Raw genomic sequence first — 16,929 nt, 5'->3', positions numbered from 1 at the left:
GTTCAGCACGCTGCTGCCAGCTGAGTAGCGGCGCAACCCCTGGACGCAACGGTTTCTGAGTGACCTTGCTGTTACGTGTGGCGATGCAAAAGTGTGTGTAGCGAGGCAATTCATAGAGGTTCAAACGCTGCAGGTCTCTGCTGCACAACAGCAAGATGTCGCCAAAGGTGAACAATGGAAACGCCGTGACTTCGATCTTTTGTTTTTCATTGAGTGTGGTTCGCCACAGTCTGTTATCCAGATCGTCCAGGCTGATGTTTTCGTCAAGTATGAATCGCGCTGGCTGCTGACGAATCGCCAGATTTCCAGCAGCCGCGTAGGTGATGCTTGGCATTGCACCTGGCGATAAAAGAAGAAACCCGCTGAACAGAACCAGTGCTGTTGCGATTCCATAAGCGATACGCGCAAAGACATGACCTTTGCTGATGTAAAAAATGAAAACGGGAAGGAGACTGAAAATGAGTGTGCCGAGGGAAAACACCCCGACAACCACTACCGCTTTCGCGTTATCTTCGCCGACGTAGGTCGAGATAATCAGCAATGTGGGGAGGGACGCACACAGAACGGCAAAGCCGATCATGCTACCGATCAAGAGTCGGAACCCGTTTTTCTTCCAGCCACCCATTCGCCGGGTGTTTTTGTTGAAGATCTTTCGAAAGCGTTTGAGCAGGAAAAGTGCGAAGTAGACCAGCAGGGTCAAGGAAAAAACAAACAGCATCGAACCTGCGGCGCTGAATGTGTTCGGGAACTTGAAAAGCAGAGAAATGAAGGTACCAAAGCCAAAACACATAGGAAGCAGCAAAAAGGCAGCGATTTGTTTGTGCCTTTTTGGCACTTTTTCGAACATCGAAACGGTGATTCCGTAGAACCATGCGCTGGCGGAGAGTACGCCGAGGTAGCCCACCATGATCAGCACGATCAGTAACAGCCAGATAGCAAGGGCTGACTTGGCATCGCTGCCTGCCAGGAAAAGGTCAGTACGACCAATTGTCCGGGTGTAGACGTATAGCCCAAGGATTGCCAACCCCGCGCCGAGAAAGCCCAGAGTGACGGTGATCTGGCTCCAGTAATCAAGAACGCGTTTGAAATTGCGTTTGAAGAACTGCGTAAACGTTGGTGCGGGCGAAGCATCCATGCGATCAAGATTCCATCGGGTTTGATTGGTGGTTCTGTAACGACAAATGGCCAGATTTCTTTAGAAATCCGGCCATTCAATGCAATTGGTCTGTTTTTCTGAGTTGTTCGTGATGGAAAGAATTTAAAGCCCCAATCCTTCCTGCACCGCCAACAACAGATTATTTTCCGTCAGCGCAATGGCATCCAACTGCTGCCCGGTTTCAATCGACTGCATCCACCAATGGCTTTCACCGTGCTCATCCACGGTACGCAGCAGATAGGTGTCCGTGGCTGACGGGATGATCTGCACCCGCCCGGCGCCATCCTCGGTAAACCGCGCAATGGGATCGAATGTCAGGCTTCGATCATTGGCCTCGATCACCAGTTGATCAATTGCGTAGTCATGCGCCTCACAATCCGGTGAAGTTTCGCAAACATGCGTAGGATTTCGCCGAATCTTCAGTCCTACTTCGGTGACGGGCTGCAACCACGCCTCAATGCGGTGGTACAAGTCATACACCTGAGCAGGCCAGCAATCGATTTCCAGTGCCGCATCCGCGTGGGTATGCCGGGTTTGTTTGAGTTTGGCGGCGAGTTCGTCTGCTTTACTCATTTTGGTTCCCTTGGTTTGGTGGCTGCCTGTTAATCGTAGACCTTTCAACGGCGTACGGCTTTGCCTTGCGTCATGCGCTTGCAACACAAGCGTGTCGAAATCAGCGCTGGCCAAGTCGGTCAGGATCAAAAACCATGGACGCAGGCGTCCCAAAGGAGTGGGTACATGAAAAAGCTGTTTACAATTTTGGCGGTGATTGCGCTGACGGCCGGTAGCATCGGTTTGAGTTCGGCGCGCCAGTCACAGTCCAGCAAGGCCCAGGCAGAATCGGTGGCGGGGGTGTTCGATTACTACCTGCTGGCGCTGTCCTGGTCGCCGACCTTTTGTTTGACGCACAAAGATGACTCGCAGTGCACGGGCAAGGGCTACGGCTTCGTGCTTCACGGTTTGTGGCCGCAATACGCCAAGGGTGGCTGGCCGGAGTCCTGTCCACCGCTGACCACGCTGAACGCGGCGCAAACCAGCCAGGGCCTGACGCTGTTCCCGACCAAAAAACTGCTCGACCACGAATGGTCCAAGCACGGCACCTGCAGCGGCCTCGGCGCGATGGGCTATCTGGATGAAGCGGACAAAGCGGTGGCGGCGGTGAAAATCCCGCAGGAACTGCAACCGTTCAGCAGCTCCTATTACTTCGAAGCTCAGGAAATTGCCGACCTGTTCCGCAAGGCCAACCCGGGGATCCCGGCAGATGGCATCGCTGTCATTTGCAGCGGCCCGGAACTGTCGGAAGTGCGTGTGTGCATGGGCAAGGATTTGCAGTTCGGCGCGTGTGGCAAGGGCGTGAAAACCCAGTGCCGGGCGGGGGATATTCGCGTGCCGCCGTCGCGTTGATGTGCCAGAACTGATCGGCTGAACACTAAACTTGTGGCGAGCGAGCAAGCTCTCTCGCCACAGGGTTTCGACAGGCCTGGGTCATCAGGTCAATTCCCGCGCATCCACCCCCAACTCCCCACGCAAAAACTCCACCAGACCGCGCTGCAAACTGCTCACACGCCTTCACAACTGACTAACCCTAAAGAGGCATCGAAAATAAATCTGCGAACAGCGATCATCCAAATTCGCTGCGCGCCGATATACCTGGGCGGGAGCGGGGCGTTTGCCCCGTAGATTCCGGTGGGCTACGCTCACAAACATAAGGGTTTCCCTGCTGGCGCCCTTGTCGTACCTGCCCAGGACTTGCTTTTGCCTATCCCCATTCACGATCCACATCAGGCCCCCGGAGGCACCCTTAAACGCCTGCCGCTACGCAAAGCGGCTGTGCTGTTTATCGTTGCGGTGGGGTTGTGCCTGTCCGGTTTGCTGTACCTGCAACTGGAGCAGTCGCGACGCCAGGATCTGGCGGTGGCAAAAGTCGCGTCGAGCAACCTGACCCGGGCGATGGCCCAGCAGGCCGAGGACACCTTCCTGGCTGCCGATCTGGTGATGACCAGCCTGGTCGACTGGATTCAGGAGGACGGTTACGGCGCCGCGCAGAAGCCGCGTCTGCAKAGAACCTTCGCCCGGCGCGTGCAGCAACTCGATCAGCTGCACGGCATGTTCCTGTTCGATCGTGATGGGCAGTGGGTGATTACCTCGTTTACTGATCTGCCCCGTGGCAATGGCGTGGCGGACCGCGAGTATTTCAAATTCCACCAACAGAACGCTTCGACGCTGGCGCACATCGGCCCGGCGATTCGCAGCCGCGAGAACGGCGAGTGGATCATCCCGATTTCCAAACGCGTCAATGATCACGCCGGCAATTTTCAGGGTGTGTTGCTGGCCGGGATCAAGATGTCGTACTTCGACCGCTTCTTCGAAAGCTTCAGCCTCGATGACCAAGGCATCATGTTTCTTGGCTTGAGCGACGGCACTTTGCTTGCCCGCCGTCCGTTTGATGAGAGCCTGATCGGCACGTCGCTGGCGCAAGGACGGATTTATCGTACGTTGCTGCCCGAGGCGGCGGCCGGCACGGCGATGATCAATTCGGTGGTCGATGGTGTTGTGCGTTTGTACGGTTATCGACGCTTGTCGGCGTATCCGTTGGTGGTGTCGTCTGCGACCTCGCGCGACACGATTCTCAAGGGCTGGTACGAGCGTGCGTTCCAGTCGAGTGTGATTGTCGCGCTGGTGATTCTCGGCGTCGGCCTGTTTGGCTGGGTGTTCATTCACCAAGTGCGCGACGGCGAACGGATCGAAAAAAACCTGCGCAAGGCCCAGCGCGCACTGGAGCAGATTGCGACCCACGACAGCCTGACCGGATTGGCCAATCGACGTTTGTTCGAGCGTTCGCTGGAGATCGAATTTGCCCGGGGCGCGCGGCAGGTCAGTCCGGTCAGCCTGATCATGCTCGATATCGATTTCTTCAAACGCTACAACGACGCCTATGGCCACGTCGCCGGGGATCACTGTCTGACCCAGGTTGCTCAGGTGCTGCGGGCGTGCTGTCAGCGCAAATCCGATCTGGCAGTACGTTACGGTGGCGAGGAGTTTGCGGTGCTGTTGCCGGACACCGACATCAACGGCGCGTTGGCAATTGCCGGGCAGATTCGACGCAGCGTGATCGACAAGCACATCACCCATAGCGGCTCGCCGACCGGTTATCTGACGGTGAGTCTGGGCTGCTATTCATTTATCCCGAGCGGCAATGACAGCCTGGAAGTGTTTATCCAGCGCGCCGATGCGGCGCTGTATCAGGCGAAAAATGCCGGGCGTAATCGTGCGGCAGTGTTGTCGCTGGACAGCGGCCTGGCCGAATTGATGCGCTCCGATCGCTGATCCATACGCTGACACAAACCCTGTGGGAGCGAGCTTGCTCGCGAAAGCGCAGTGTCAGGCGATGAAAATGTTGGCTGATCCACCGCCTTCGCGAGCAAGCTCGCTCCCACAGGGATTTTCATCAGGCCAAGGTTATGTGAATACCCAAACAATCAAGGGTTTTCACCACGGATGGCTCTTGTTCGTTCAGCCGCCCGTGCCACCGCCCGCACCGCCAGTCCCGCCACCTGCCGAACCTGTGCCGCCGCCAGCCCCCGAACCAGAACCGCTCGCGCCACCATTGGTGCCAGTCCCGGAACCCATCCCCGAAGACCCGCTGCCACCGGAAGGCGCCCCCGGCGTGTTATCTGGCGGCGTGGTGGTGCTGGTCGGTCCGCCGGATTTGGTGCCGGTAGCGTCAGCGCCGTCGTTGACGGCGAAGCTCGCGGTCGATGCCGTGGCCAGCAGCCCGGCGAGTAATAGCGAAGTGAGTTTGCGCGTGATCATGATCCGTCTCCACAAGGGGTCTGTACCTGATATTGGTCTGACGCGCAGAACCCTTGGTGCCGGGTGGCTGACGAGCGGTCAGCAGCGAAACCGAGTGGCCTCCTGATCTTCGGCAATATTGGCTATTTGCCGGACCGGGTGTGAGGGCTAACGTAACCACACATTCACTTGCTACCCGGAGCTACCATGCAACCTCGTGCCGATTTCTACACCGCTTCCCCAGACGCCTTGAAAGCGATGATGGCTTTGGAAACGGCGGTGTCCAAACTGCCGCTGGAAAAGACCCTGATCGAACTGGTGAAACTGCGCGCTTCGCAAATCAACGGCTGCGCGTTCTGCATCGACATGCACACCACCGATGCGATCAAGGGCGGCGAAACCCCGCGCCGTTTGTTCGCGGTCACCGCTTGGCGGGAAGCGCCGTTCTTCAGCGACCGCGAACGCGCCGCGCTGCTGTGGACCGAATCGCTGACCCAACTGAGCCTGACCCACGCACCGGACGAAGATTACGACGTGGTTGCGGCGCAATTCACGCCGAAAGAAATGGTCGATTTGACCGTGGCGATCAGTGTCAGATAACAACCATGGTGACTGACACGACGCCTTCGCGAGCAGGCTCGCTCCCACAAGGGAACTGGGCATGGCCAGAAAATAGTGATCAATGCCCATCCGCACTCGGCGCCGCCGGTGGTTGCACCTTGCGCATCAAGGGCACCATCGCCGTGGCGATAACGAAGCACGCCCCGATCATCAGAAAGGTGTCGCCGTAGGTTTGCGTCTGCGCCTCGCGGTAGGTCAGCAGCCACAACTGGCGCAGGCTGGCGGTGACACCGACGTCGCCGCTCTGGCCCAGCGCTGCAAGGTTGCCGCCGACCTGTGACAGCCACTGATTCATCGCTTCATTGCTGCTGTTCAAGTGTTCGGCCAACCGCGTGAAGTGCAGGTTGGTGCGGTCGTTGAGAATGGTCGCGCACGCCGCAATACCAATCGCCCCGCCCAGATTGCGCATCAGGTTGAACAGACCCGAAGCATGCTTCAAACGTGCGGGCGCCAACCCACCCAAAGTCAACGTCACCGCTGGCGGCACCGCCAGTTGCTGGGCAATCCCGCGCAACGCTTGCGGCAGCATCAATTGCCCCGCACCCCAGTCGTGGGTGATCGGGCTGAACTCCCACATCGACACCGCGAACAAACCCAGACCGATCATCATGATCCAGCGCAGGTCCATGCGATTGGCCAAAAAGGCATACAGCGGAATCGCCATGATCTGGAACACGCCAGTGGAGAAAACCGCCAGACCAATGTCCAGCGCGCTGTAGCCGCGTACCCGGCCGAGGAACAGCGGCGTCAGGTAAATCGTCGCGAACAGGCCGATGCCGGTGACAAACGAAAAGAAGCAGCCGAGGGCGAAATTGCGATCCTTCAAGGCGCGCAGATCAACGATCGGATTGGCCACGTGCAAGGTCCGGCCGATGAAGGCCAATCCCGCGAGGCCGCTGATCCACGCCGTGGTCAGAATGGTCTGGTCGCTGAACCAGTTCCAGCGCGGGCCTTCTTCGAGGGTGTATTCCAGGCAGCCAAGAAACAGCGCGAGAAACACCATGCTCAGATAGTCCGCGCCTTTGAGTAGCGACAGTTCCGGCTGATCGATTTTCACCAGCATCGGTACCGCTACAGCGACGAAAATCCCCGGCACCAGGTTGATGTAGAACAACCAGTGCCACGAGGAAATATCAGTGATCCAGCCACCGATCACCGGCCCCATTGTCGGCGCCAAAGACGCGACCGCGCCGATGGTCGCGGCGGCGATCACCCGTTGTTTGCCGGTGAAGAAAAAGAACGCCGTGGTGAACACCAGCGGGATCATCGAGCCGCCGAGAAAACCTTGCAGCGCGCGAAAGGCAATCATGCTCTGGATGTTCCAGGCCACGCCGCAGAGCAGGCTGGCGAGGGTGAAACCGACCGCCGAGGCGCAAAACAACCAGCGCGTCGAGAACACGCGCGAGAGCCAGCCCGACAGCGGAATCACGATGATTTCAGCGATCAGGTAACTGGTCTGCACCCACGCGGTTTCGTCGGTGCCGGCAGACAGTCCGCCGCCAATATCGCGCAGCGACGCCGAGACAATCTGGATATCCAGCAGCGCGATGAACATGCCGATGCACATCGTCGCGAAGGCAAACACCTTGGTCGCGGTCGCCATGTCTGCCGCGTTGAATGGCTGTGCAGGAGCGGCGAGGGCGGTGCTCATGGCGCGACGGCCACGGTGCTGGTTTCCGGTTGTGCGCGGGTGTCGACTTCTGCCGTCACCGACAGCCCCGGACGCAAGTGGCCGAGAACGCCGTCCGCCGGGTCGAGGAGAATGCGCACCGGCACGCGCTGGACGATTTTGGTGAAGTTGCCGGTGGCGTTTTCCGGCGGCAGCACACTGAATTGCGAGCCGGTAGCGGGGGCGAGGCTGTCGAGGCGACCGTGGAATTCCTGACCGGACAGCACGTCGGCGCGGATGCTCACGCGCTGGCCGGGTTTCATCCGCGCCAATTGGTCTTCCTTGAAGTTGGCATCGACCCACAAGCCGCTGGCCGGCACCACCGACAGTTGCTGCGAACCGGCCTGAGCGTAGGCGCCAACCCGGGCGCGACGATTGCCGATCACCCCATCAACCGGTGCGCGCAGTTCGGTGTAGCCGAGGTTCAGTTGCGCCAGATCACGTTCGGCGCGCGCTTGCTGGAGGGCGGCACGCGCCTGCTGTTTCTGGGTTTCGATGACCGCGAGTTGACGTTGCGCGGCAAGCAGTTCGGCCTGGGCGCGGGCGCTCAGGGCTTGCGCGGTTTTGAAGGTGGCGTCGGCGCGTTGTGCGCTTTCCACGGACACGGCATTGGTCGTCACCAAGCGTTTGTAGCGTGCGTTGTCATCGCGCGAACGTGCGGTTTCCGCACCGGCGGCATCGATGCCGGCGCGGGCCTGACCGATCACAGCTTGTTGCAGTTGTTCGGTGGCGTCGAGGTTGGCCAGCAGCGCCTCTTCGGCAGCGACGGCGCCTTCAGCTTTGGCCAGATTGGCGCGATAGTCGCGGGCGTCGAGGCGGATCAACACGTCGCCGGCCTTGACGTGCTGGTTGTCGCTGACCAGCACTTCATCGATGTAACCGGCAACTTTCGGCCCGATCACCGTGACGTCGCCACCGATATAGGCATCGTCGGTTTCTTCAAGAAAACGCCCGGCGCCCCACCAATGCACGGCGTAGACACTGGCAAAGATCAACGCGAGCAAACCAGCGCCGGGAAGCAGCAGACGTTTAAACAGGGGCGGCTTGGTCTTCACCACAACAGGTTCGAGAGTGGGCATGCTGGTCATGGCGGATTACCTGCGCAAACGGATCGTTATTACGGCTGTAATATGACGCAGGTAATATTTAGTCGCAAATGATTTCTGCCGCCGATCGTCAGTTGCTCATTTGAGCCAGTGGCCCGGAGTACTGCCGGTCATGGATTTGAAGAAGGCGATAAAGGCGCTGTCGCTGGCAAAACCCGATTCGAAGGCGCAATAGCTGATGCTGCGCCCAGTGGCGAGCAATTCCATGGCGCGCATCAGACGCCACTGCTGGCGCCATTGCTGATAACTCATGCCGGTTTCGCGCTGGAAGATCCGCCCGATGGTACGGCGGCTGGCGCCGATCTGTTGTTCCAGCACTTGCAGTTCCGGAGGCAGTTGTTCGGGCGTTTTCAGCAGAGGCGCCAAGCGTTTGTCCTGGGGTAACGGCAACAGCATCGGTTGCTGCGCCGCTTCAGCGATTTCGCTCAGGCACAGGCCGAGCAGGTGGGCGAATTTGCCCTGCTGCCAATCGGTGGCGAAATCGGCCAGCGCCATCGGTTCCAGCACCGCACGCAACAACGGGCTGACTGCAATCACGCAGACCTGCTGCGGCAATGCGCTGCACAGCTCGGGGATCAGGTAGATCGAGCGGTAGTCGACGCTTTGCTGCATCACCGCGCGATGGCTGACACCCGGTGGAATCCACGCCGCCCGCGACGGCGGCAGCAGACACAGTTGCTGCGCGAGGGTAATCCGTGTGCAGCCCTGTCGCGTGTACAGCAGTTGCCCGCGTTGATGATGGTGCAGACCGGAGTCGTGATCGCCCAGGGTCGAAGCGATGCCTATCACGGGGGCGTGAAAGCGATCAGCGTCAAAGGTTGCGTGGGCATCTAGCCAGGCCATGGATTGTCCGATTTCAGCGATTAGTTGGCAGGGTTTCGATAATACGCCACTCACCGATTCTTAAACTCCTCGGCGGTTTATACGAGGAGTGATGAAGAATGAACCGTAGAAATTTCTTGTGGCTGGCGATTGCGTTGCTGATGTTTCCGCAGATCGCGCAAACCCTGTACAGCCCGGCGCTCGGTGATATCGGGCGCGTGTTTAATGTTGGCCCGCAAGCTGCCGCGCAGACGTTATCCGTGTATTTCCTCGCGTTTGCCGTCGGGGTGGTGGTGTGGGGACGTTTTTGTGATCGCATCGGTCGGCGCCCGGCGATGCTGGCGGGCCTGGCCATCTATGCAATTGCCACGCTTTTAGGCCTGCGGGTCAGCAGTTTTAACGGCTTGTTGTTGGCGCAGATGCTGGCGGCGTTCGGTGCGGCGGTGGGCTCGGTGGTTACGCAAACCGTGTTGCGCGACCGCTTCAAGGGCGCCGAACTGGCCCAGGTGTTTTCGTTGGTGGGCATCGCGTTGGCGGCCAGCCCGGCGCTTGGCTTGTTCACGGGGGCCAGTCTGGTTCAGGCCTTCGGTTATCGCGGTGTGCTTGGCGCGTTGCTGTTGTTGGCAACGCTGTTGTGGCTGTGGAGTTGGTACACCTTGGCGGAAACCCGGTCCCAGCCAACGTGCCATGTCGGTCTGTTCGAAACCCTCGGGTGCATGTTGCGTGACCCGGGAATCTGGCGTTCGGCGCTGTGGATCGCCTCATTCAACGTGTCGCTGTTCAGCTATTACAGCCTCGCTCCGTTCATGTTTCAGCGGCTGGGCGTGGAAGCCAGCGGGTTCGGCTACAGCGGTGTGATCCTCGCGCTGGGCTCAGGTTTTGGAGCATGGCTGAACCGGCGCTTATTGACGCTCGGGTTCAAGGCATTGCAGTTGATTCGCCTCGCGGCTGGCATCGCCTTGCTCGGCGGTGTGGGCGTGTGGTCGCTGCAGAACAGTGTCGCGTTCGTCCTGCCGATGCTGTTGGTGGTATTGGCGTTCGGCTTGGCGATCCCGAACATTCTCGGTTCGGCCCTGGCCGATTACGCTGATCGATTGGGCACTGCCGGGGCGTTGTTGGGCTTGATGTATTACCTGCTGATCGGCGCCGGGCTGATGCTCGCCGGCTGGTTTCAGGCCCTCGGGGAAACCCTGATAACGTGCAGCGCCGTGGCCTTGCTGCTGACAATAAAGCCAGGCAAAGCAATTGTTTAAGAAATGTAAGCGCTGTAGGAAGCGTCTTGCTTTTGTGTGGGATGGCTCCGACTATCACGATCATTGATGACATGGCATTACGCCATTTTATGATCGCAAGGAAGTTGCGTGCCGTTTCCGTTTCGCGCTGTTTTTCGTCGTTGTTCCACGCGCTGCCCGCTGTTGTCGGCCTTTGTGTTGAGTGTCTGTGCCTCCTCGATTGAAGCTGCCGAACCTGTCGCGCCGGGCCAGGAAGTGCTGCGCCAGCAGCAACAGCAGCAGCGCGATCTGCAACAACTGCAACTTGAGCAAAGAAAGCGGCAACTGGAACGCGGCGCGTTCGGCCCAGCGCCGGTCACTCCGGCCATTCCGCCAACCGTCTCCCCCGATGAACGTTGCTGGCCGTTGAGCGGTGCGCGCATCGGCGGCGTCACGCTGATCGACAGCGACCAGCTCAACGCGCAGATCAAACCGTTGTTGGCGCCGTGCATGGGCGTCGGCCAGATCAATCATCTGCTGGCCACCATCACCGCGATCTACGTCGACAAGGGTTACATCGCCAGTCGTCCGTATCTGCTCAGCGCACCGGCAGCGGGGCAGTCGCTGGATATCCGCATTGACGAAGGCTACATCGAGTCCATCGAACTGGCCGATCAGAGCCTGCCGGTGTCGCTCGGAGGCGCGTTTCCAGACATGCTCGGCGAGCCGCTGAATCTGCGCGATCTGGAGCAGGGACTGGACCAGTTGAATCGTCTGCGCTCGATCGATCTCACCGCCGACATCGCCCCCGGCAGCCAGCCCGGTGCCTCGCGGATCATCCTGCGGTCGCGCACCTCTGCGCACTCGCGCTGGGCCTTGAACGCGGGGTTCGACAACCTCGGCAGCGCCAGCACTGGACGTGATCGCGACACCGTCAGCCTGAGCCTCGACAGCCCACTGCAACTCAACGACTTGTTGAGTCTCAGTGCCAGCGACACCCTCAATCAGGGTGACCGCTACAGCCGCAATGCCAGCCTGTATTACGCGATCCCTTACGGCTACTGGACCTACAGCGTGTTCGCCAGTCACGCCGAATATCGCGCGCCGTTCAAACTGCCGAGCGTGACCTTTCATAGCACGGGCATCACCGATCAGGTCAGCCTGCGCGCTGACCGTGTGTTGTGGCGCGACCAGAGCCGTCAGCTCAGCGCCAACCTGCAACTGGCGCACAAAGATGTCGACAGCTACTTGCAAGACGTTCGCCTTGGCATTCAAAGCCCGACCCTGACCGTGGCCGAGGCCGGGCTCAATCTGTTCTGGCTCGACCGCGCGGTGTGGAACCTTGACGTCAATTACGCCCAAGGCTTGCGCTGGTTTGGCGCCGACGATGACTCACAACATCAGATCAATAACCTGCCCAGAGCGCAGTTTCGTAAGTACCGCGCCGGCCTCAGCCAATGGCGTAACGGTCAGTTCGGCGCGCAGGCCTGGCAATGGCAGAGCCAACTCAATTTGCAGTACAGCCCGGACCCGTTGCCGGCCATCGAACAGTTGCTCGGCACCGACGACTCGGCGGTGCGCGGCTATCGGGTCAGCAGTGCCTCCGGCGCCAGCGGCGCGATCTGGCGCAACACCTTGCGCCTGCCGCTGCGCAGCGAGTGGCCGCTGCAGATCACCCCGCGGGTGGGCCTCGACCACGGCTGGATCAAGGCAGATCACGGTGCGCAGGGGCAACGCCTGAGCGGTGCCAGTGTCGGTCTGAATCTGGGCTGGAAGAACCTGCAAGTGGACGTCGATTACCAGCGCGCCCTCAACACCCCGAACGGTCTGCAGCACGAGCCTGAAACCTGGCTGATGCGCGTGGGCCTGCAAATCTGAACAACGCAGTGAATAAACAGCCGTCGGATCTGAGCGCGTCAGCCACGGCCAAAGACTAAACGCGCGACGTGATGCCGTACTCACATGGAGACGTTTTTATGCCAGCACACACCTTTGCATTTCATCTTTCCCCTCGGGGCAAATTGCGCTGGGCGATTGCCAGCCTGTTCTTCGCCGTGCACCTGCCGAGCGCGATGGCCGGCGGCGTCGTGGTCGCACCGGGGCCCGGCGGCACCGCGCAATTGCAGACCCAGGGCGGTGTGCCCATCGTCAACATCGTCGCGCCCAACGGTTCGGGCCTGTCGCACAACCAGTTCCTCGACTACAACGTCGACCGCCAGGGCCTGGTGCTGAACAACGCCTTGCAGGCCGGGCAATCGCAACTGGCCGGGCAACTGGCGGCCAACCCGCAACTGCAAGGCCAAGCGGCGAGCGTGATCCTCAACGAAGTGATCAGTCGCAATCCGTCCGCGATCAACGGTGCGCAGGAAATCTTCGGCCGCGCAGCCGATTATGTGCTGGCCAACCCCAACGGCATCTCGGTCAATGGCGGCAGTTTCATCAACACGCCGAACGCTAATCTGGTGGTCGGTCGCCCGGAACTGAATGACGGCAAACTGCAAAGTCTGAACAGCCGCGATGCCAGCGGTCAGTTGCAGATTCATGGCGGTGGCCTGCGCAACGGCGAGGGCTCGATCAACCTCATCGCGCCGCGTATCGACAGTCAGGGCGCGATCACTGCGCGTGATCAATTGAACCTCACGGTCGGGCGCAATCAGGTCGACTACGCCAGCGGCCAGGTGAAAGCCGTGGATCCGGCGGGCAACACCGGCGATCAACGCATCGACGCCAGCCTGTTCGGCGCGATGCAGGCCGGGCGCATCAATATTGTCAGCACCGCCGAAGGTGCCGGCGTGCGGGTGGGCGCGGTGCAAGTCGCCGGGCGTGACGGCGTGCAGATTCGCTCGGCCGGTGACCTCAGTGTCAGCGGTGAAGCCGTGGCCAACAGCCTCGACGTGACCCGCGCCGGTATCCGCAGTAGTCAGGGCGACGTCGGCTTGCACAGCGGCAAGGATCTGACGTTGGCCGCTGCCGATGTCAGCGCTCGCGACGTCACCGTCGAGGCGAAACGCAACCTGACTTTGTCCACGGTCGAAAGCCGCAGGCTTCAGGAAAAGCGCGAAAACTGGAACAACAGCACCATCGGCATCACCTGGGAAACCTACGACCGTACCCAGACCGATAGCGAATCGCGTCAGCACGGCAGCCAGATTATTGCCAGCCGCGACGCCAAGTTGTCGTCCGGCAAAGACACCGAACTGAAAGCCGCGAAAGTCGAAGCCGCGAATAATCTGAGCGTGCAAAGCGCTGGCGATCTGCGCCTGACTGCCGCTACCGAAAGCCATACGCAGACCGATCAAGGCAACCACCGCAAACACCTGTGGAAAGCCGACTGGAACAGCAGCAGCGAAGAACAGCGCAGCGTCACCAGCCAGTTGAAGGCCGGCAATATCGCCCTGCAAACCGCCGCATTATTGCGCTCCGAAGGCGCCGAGTTGACCAGTTCCGGCGACCTGCAACTGGCCGGCAAACAAGTGGAAATCAGCACCGCCACACGGACTAATCGCAGCAGCGACAATCGCTATTCGGGTGATTTGGTCGGCGGTGGTTTCTTCGGCAAGACCGGCGATGCCGACAAGGGCAAAACCCAGCATCAGGGCAGCAAAATCAACGCCACCGGCAAACTGATCGTCAAGGCTGACGACGTGCGCATCAGCGGCAGCCAGGTACGTGGCGGCAGCGACGCCAGCGTGATTAGCGACAAGGGTTCGCTGGTGATCGACGGTGTGCAGGACACCTCGCACAGCAACAACCACGACAAGGACAGCAAATTCTTCGGCATTACCAAGGACGAGTCGCGGCAGAACAGTAAAGACAGCAGCACCGTGCGCAGCGAACTGGTGTCCGACAGCAACCTCAAGCTCAAGAGCGCCAAGGACATCGAGGTGGCTGGCTCGACGGTCAAGGCTGACGGTGCGCTGACGGCCGACGCGGCAGGCGACGTCAATGTGCATTCCGCGCAGAACACTCACGACAGCAGCGACACCACGCAAACCCGTGGCTTCGATGCGTACGCCAAAGAGCAAACGCCAGAGCAGTATCGCGCCGGGATTCATTACGAGGACAAACAGCAAACGGTTACTCGCAACGACGTCACCCAGCAGGGCTCCAGCCTCAGCGGTGGCAGTGTGCAGGTGAAGGCGGGCGGTGACGTTACGCTCAAAGGCGCAGAGGTGAAATCCACCGCTGGCGACACGACATTGAGCGGCCAAAACGTGTCGTTGCTGGCCGAAGCTGACAGCCACAAAACCTCCACCGACACCTCCAGCACCGGCGGTGGTTTCTACTACACCGGCGGCCTCGACCGTGCTGGCAGCGGCGTCGATTTCGCCCACAGCACAGCGCAGGATTCCACCAGCAAAACCACCGCGCAAACCACCCGTGTGCAGAGCAGCGGCGGCTTGACCATCAATGCCGACAAACTCGCTACCGAAGGTGCACAACTCAGGGCCGGCAACGGTCTGAGCGTCGCCGCCAACGAGATCGACAACCGTGCCGCCAGCAACACTGACAGCAGCACGCACAATGACAGCAACTGGTCGGCGGATATCGGCGCCAACGTCGAATACAAGGACATCGCCCGGCCGATCGCCGGCGCGGTCAAGGATGTGCTCAACGGCAAGGTGCCGGACAAGGACGCACTGGCCAACCTCGGTCAGCCGAATGTCGGTATCGACGTTGCGGTCGGTCACGGCAACGCCAGCAAAACCGAGCAGAGCAGCAACGCCGTGGTCAGCCGTTTTGATGGCGGCACCGTCGATGTGAAAACCACTGGCACGCTGCATGACCAAGGCACGCAATACAACGCCAGCGCCGGCCAAGTGAACATCAGCGCTGACAAACTGCTTGCCGACGCTGCGAGCAATACGCACAACAGCAGTGCCAGCGCGGTGGATGCCAAGGTCGACGTGCGCGTCTACACCAAGACCGGCGAAGACGTGAACGTCGCTGGCAGCGGCGCGGGTGGTAGCAGTGCGTCGAGCAAGGACAATTCCACCGCCGTCGTCGGCGCTTATGCCGGTAGCCAGGGTGTGAACATCAAGATCGGCGACGATGCGCAGTTCGAAGGCAGCCGTTTCGATGGCGGGCAGGGTGGTGTGAGCATCAATACCGGTGGTGATCTGGCGCTGAATCAAGCCAATGACCGTCAAACCAGCAATGACACCAGCCTGCGCGGAACTGGCTCGCTGACGGTCGGCACGTTGCCGGGCACCGATGGCACCAACGTCGATCTCGGCGCCGGTTTCCAGCTCGATCACACCGGCAAGCAAAGCACTGATACCCAGGCTCACGTTGCGAGCATCAGCGGCAACGGTCCGGTGCAGTTGAGCAGCGGTGGCAATCAGCTGCAGCAAGGCACGAAAATCGACAGCGCTGGCACCATCGATCTGCACGCCGACGGCAAACTTGATCTGCAAGCAGCCACCGACACCCACACCGCCAGCGGCAGTAATCTCGGCGGTGGTTTGAAGGGCGGCGGCAGCAAAACCAGCAGCGAGAAGAGTCGTGATCAGGGCGGCAATCTGAGCGGCAATTTCAATATCGGTCGGGTCAACGAGCAGTCGCAGACCCTCAGCGGTGGCCAGATCAACAGCCAGAACGGCATCGTGTTGAGCGGTGATTCGATTCACCTGCAAGGCACTCAGGTCAGCGCATCGAACGTCAGCATCGACGCGCAGAAGGGTGGCTATGTCCAGGAATCGGCGCAGTCCACCGACCACCGCAATAACTGGAATGTCGCGCTCAACGCCGGCGGCAACCTGAGCAGCAAAACCCCGACTGCCGAGGATGAGAAGGCCAGCAGCGATCACGGCTTCAACGCCGGGGCCAAAGTCGGCGTGGATTACCTGCAGGGCAGCACCCAGCAGAACAGTCAGATCAAGGCTGAAGGCGTGGTGTTGAACAGCGCCGCTGATGCGCTGCTGGCGGGTGCGCGGATTGACGCGAAAACTGTCAGCGGCAAGGTCGCGGGTGATTTGACCGTCGAGAGCCGTCAAGATTCGAGCAACCACGCCAAGGTCGATGTCGATCTGGGCCTGACCGCGAAGAAAAACCCGCCGAGTGACAAGGAGAAACTTGCCGGTACCGACTACAAACCAACGCTGAAAGCGCAGGGTGAGTACGCGCATAAGGACAGCGTGGTGCAGGCCTCCGGGATCAGTGCCAACCAAAGCGTGAATCTCGCGGTCGGCGGCGCCACGCAACTGACCGGCGCGCGGATTTCGGCGCCGCAAGGGAAGGTCGATCTGGGTGGTTCGAAGGTCAGCAGCACGGATCTGAGTAACCGTGACTACGGCGTGAAAGCGGGCCTGGATCTGCCGCACAAAACCGAGGAAAACGCACCGAAGGTTTCCCTGGAAAACGGCAACCTGAAAGTCGGCCCGGTCACCCTGAGCGGGCATCTGGACACCCAGACCCTGCAAGCCGGGATCGACGAAAAAGGCTAAAACAAACGGTAGTGGATGTGCCAGATCTGCCATCCACCACCGAACAATGTGGGAGCGAGCTTGCTCGCGAAAGCGTCCATTCAGTCAATGCAGTAAGTGACTGGTG

General features: G+C 60.2%; 12 protein-coding genes. 6 read left to right on the top strand and 6 right to left on the bottom strand.

What is annotated here, in order from left to right; all coding sequences use genetic code 11:
• Window positions 1-1,135: hypothetical protein (locus AC1DVF_RS23390; protein WP_477783211.1), on the bottom strand; the 1,135-nt coding region annotated here is incomplete at its 3' end.
• A gap of 123 nt (window positions 1,136-1,258) precedes the next feature.
• On the bottom strand, window positions 1,259-1,729 hold the full coding sequence (locus tag AC1DVF_RS23385) for a hypothetical protein (RefSeq protein ID WP_320337512.1): 471 nt from the start codon (window positions 1,727-1,729) through the stop codon (window positions 1,259-1,261).
• A gap of 165 nt (window positions 1,730-1,894) precedes the next feature.
• Here AC1DVF_RS23385 and AC1DVF_RS23380 point away from each other — a divergent pair, with 165 nt between their 5' ends.
• On the top strand, window positions 1,895-2,560 hold the full coding sequence (locus tag AC1DVF_RS23380) for a ribonuclease T2 (RefSeq protein ID WP_320337513.1): 666 nt from the start codon (window positions 1,895-1,897) through the stop codon (window positions 2,558-2,560).
• A gap of 351 nt (window positions 2,561-2,911) precedes the next feature.
• Entirely contained in the window at window positions 2,912-4,483 is a 1,572-nt protein-coding gene (locus AC1DVF_RS23375; RefSeq protein ID WP_477783210.1) for a sensor domain-containing diguanylate cyclase, read from the top strand.
• Window positions 4,484-4,669: 186 nt separating this feature from the next.
• On the opposite strand, the gene AC1DVF_RS23370 is transcribed toward AC1DVF_RS23375, so the two are convergent.
• Window positions 4,670-4,969, bottom strand: coding sequence for a hypothetical protein (locus AC1DVF_RS23370; protein WP_093433811.1), 300 nt, complete (start codon window positions 4,967-4,969; stop codon window positions 4,670-4,672).
• Window positions 4,970-5,155: 186 nt separating this feature from the next.
• Here AC1DVF_RS23370 and AC1DVF_RS23365 point away from each other — a divergent pair, with 186 nt between their 5' ends.
• A complete protein-coding gene (locus AC1DVF_RS23365; protein WP_477783209.1) occupies window positions 5,156-5,548 on the top strand; it encodes a carboxymuconolactone decarboxylase family protein in 393 nt (130 codons plus the stop codon).
• Window positions 5,549-5,627: 79 nt separating this feature from the next.
• Here the strand turns inward: AC1DVF_RS23365 and AC1DVF_RS23360 are convergent, their stop codons facing one another.
• From AC1DVF_RS23360 to AC1DVF_RS23350, 3 genes are all read right to left on the bottom strand, one after another.
• On the bottom strand, window positions 5,628-7,220 hold the full coding sequence (locus tag AC1DVF_RS23360) for a DHA2 family efflux MFS transporter permease subunit (RefSeq protein WP_477783208.1): 1,593 nt from the start codon (window positions 7,218-7,220) through the stop codon (window positions 5,628-5,630).
• Window positions 7,217-8,326 (bottom strand): HlyD family secretion protein, encoded by a 1,110-nt coding sequence (locus tag AC1DVF_RS23355; RefSeq protein ID WP_477783207.1) that lies wholly within the window; start codon window positions 8,324-8,326, stop codon window positions 7,217-7,219. The genes AC1DVF_RS23360 and AC1DVF_RS23355 overlap by 4 nt, the downstream gene beginning before the upstream one ends.
• Window positions 8,327-8,422: 96 nt before the next feature.
• Entirely contained in the window at window positions 8,423-9,187 is a 765-nt protein-coding gene (locus tag AC1DVF_RS23350) for an AraC family transcriptional regulator (protein WP_477783206.1), read from the bottom strand.
• A 98-nt stretch (window positions 9,188-9,285) separates the two neighbouring features.
• Here AC1DVF_RS23350 and AC1DVF_RS23345 point away from each other — a divergent pair, with 98 nt between their 5' ends.
• The 3 genes from AC1DVF_RS23345 to AC1DVF_RS23335 all read left to right on the top strand — a co-directional run bounded on the left by AC1DVF_RS23345 (window position 9,286) and on the right by AC1DVF_RS23335 (window position 16,823).
• The gene (locus AC1DVF_RS23345) at window positions 9,286-10,419 is read left to right on the top strand and encodes an MFS transporter (protein ID WP_477783205.1); all 1,134 of its coding nucleotides are present in this window, start codon (window positions 9,286-9,288) and stop codon (window positions 10,417-10,419) included.
• A 108-nt stretch (window positions 10,420-10,527) separates the two neighbouring features.
• The gene (locus AC1DVF_RS23340) at window positions 10,528-12,255 is read left to right on the top strand and encodes a ShlB/FhaC/HecB family hemolysin secretion/activation protein (protein ID WP_477783204.1); all 1,728 of its coding nucleotides are present in this window, start codon (window positions 10,528-10,530) and stop codon (window positions 12,253-12,255) included.
• Window positions 12,256-12,353: 98 nt separating this feature from the next.
• Window positions 12,354-16,823, top strand: coding sequence for a hemagglutinin repeat-containing protein (locus tag AC1DVF_RS23335; protein ID WP_477783203.1), 4,470 nt, complete (start codon window positions 12,354-12,356; stop codon window positions 16,821-16,823).
• Window positions 16,824-16,929: the final 106 nt, after the last annotated feature.

The organism is Pseudomonas sp. P4_D7 (assembly GCF_056401755.1).
The sequence above is the reverse complement of the archived record's forward strand: the minus strand, read 5'-3'. Positions and strand labels throughout refer to the sequence as shown.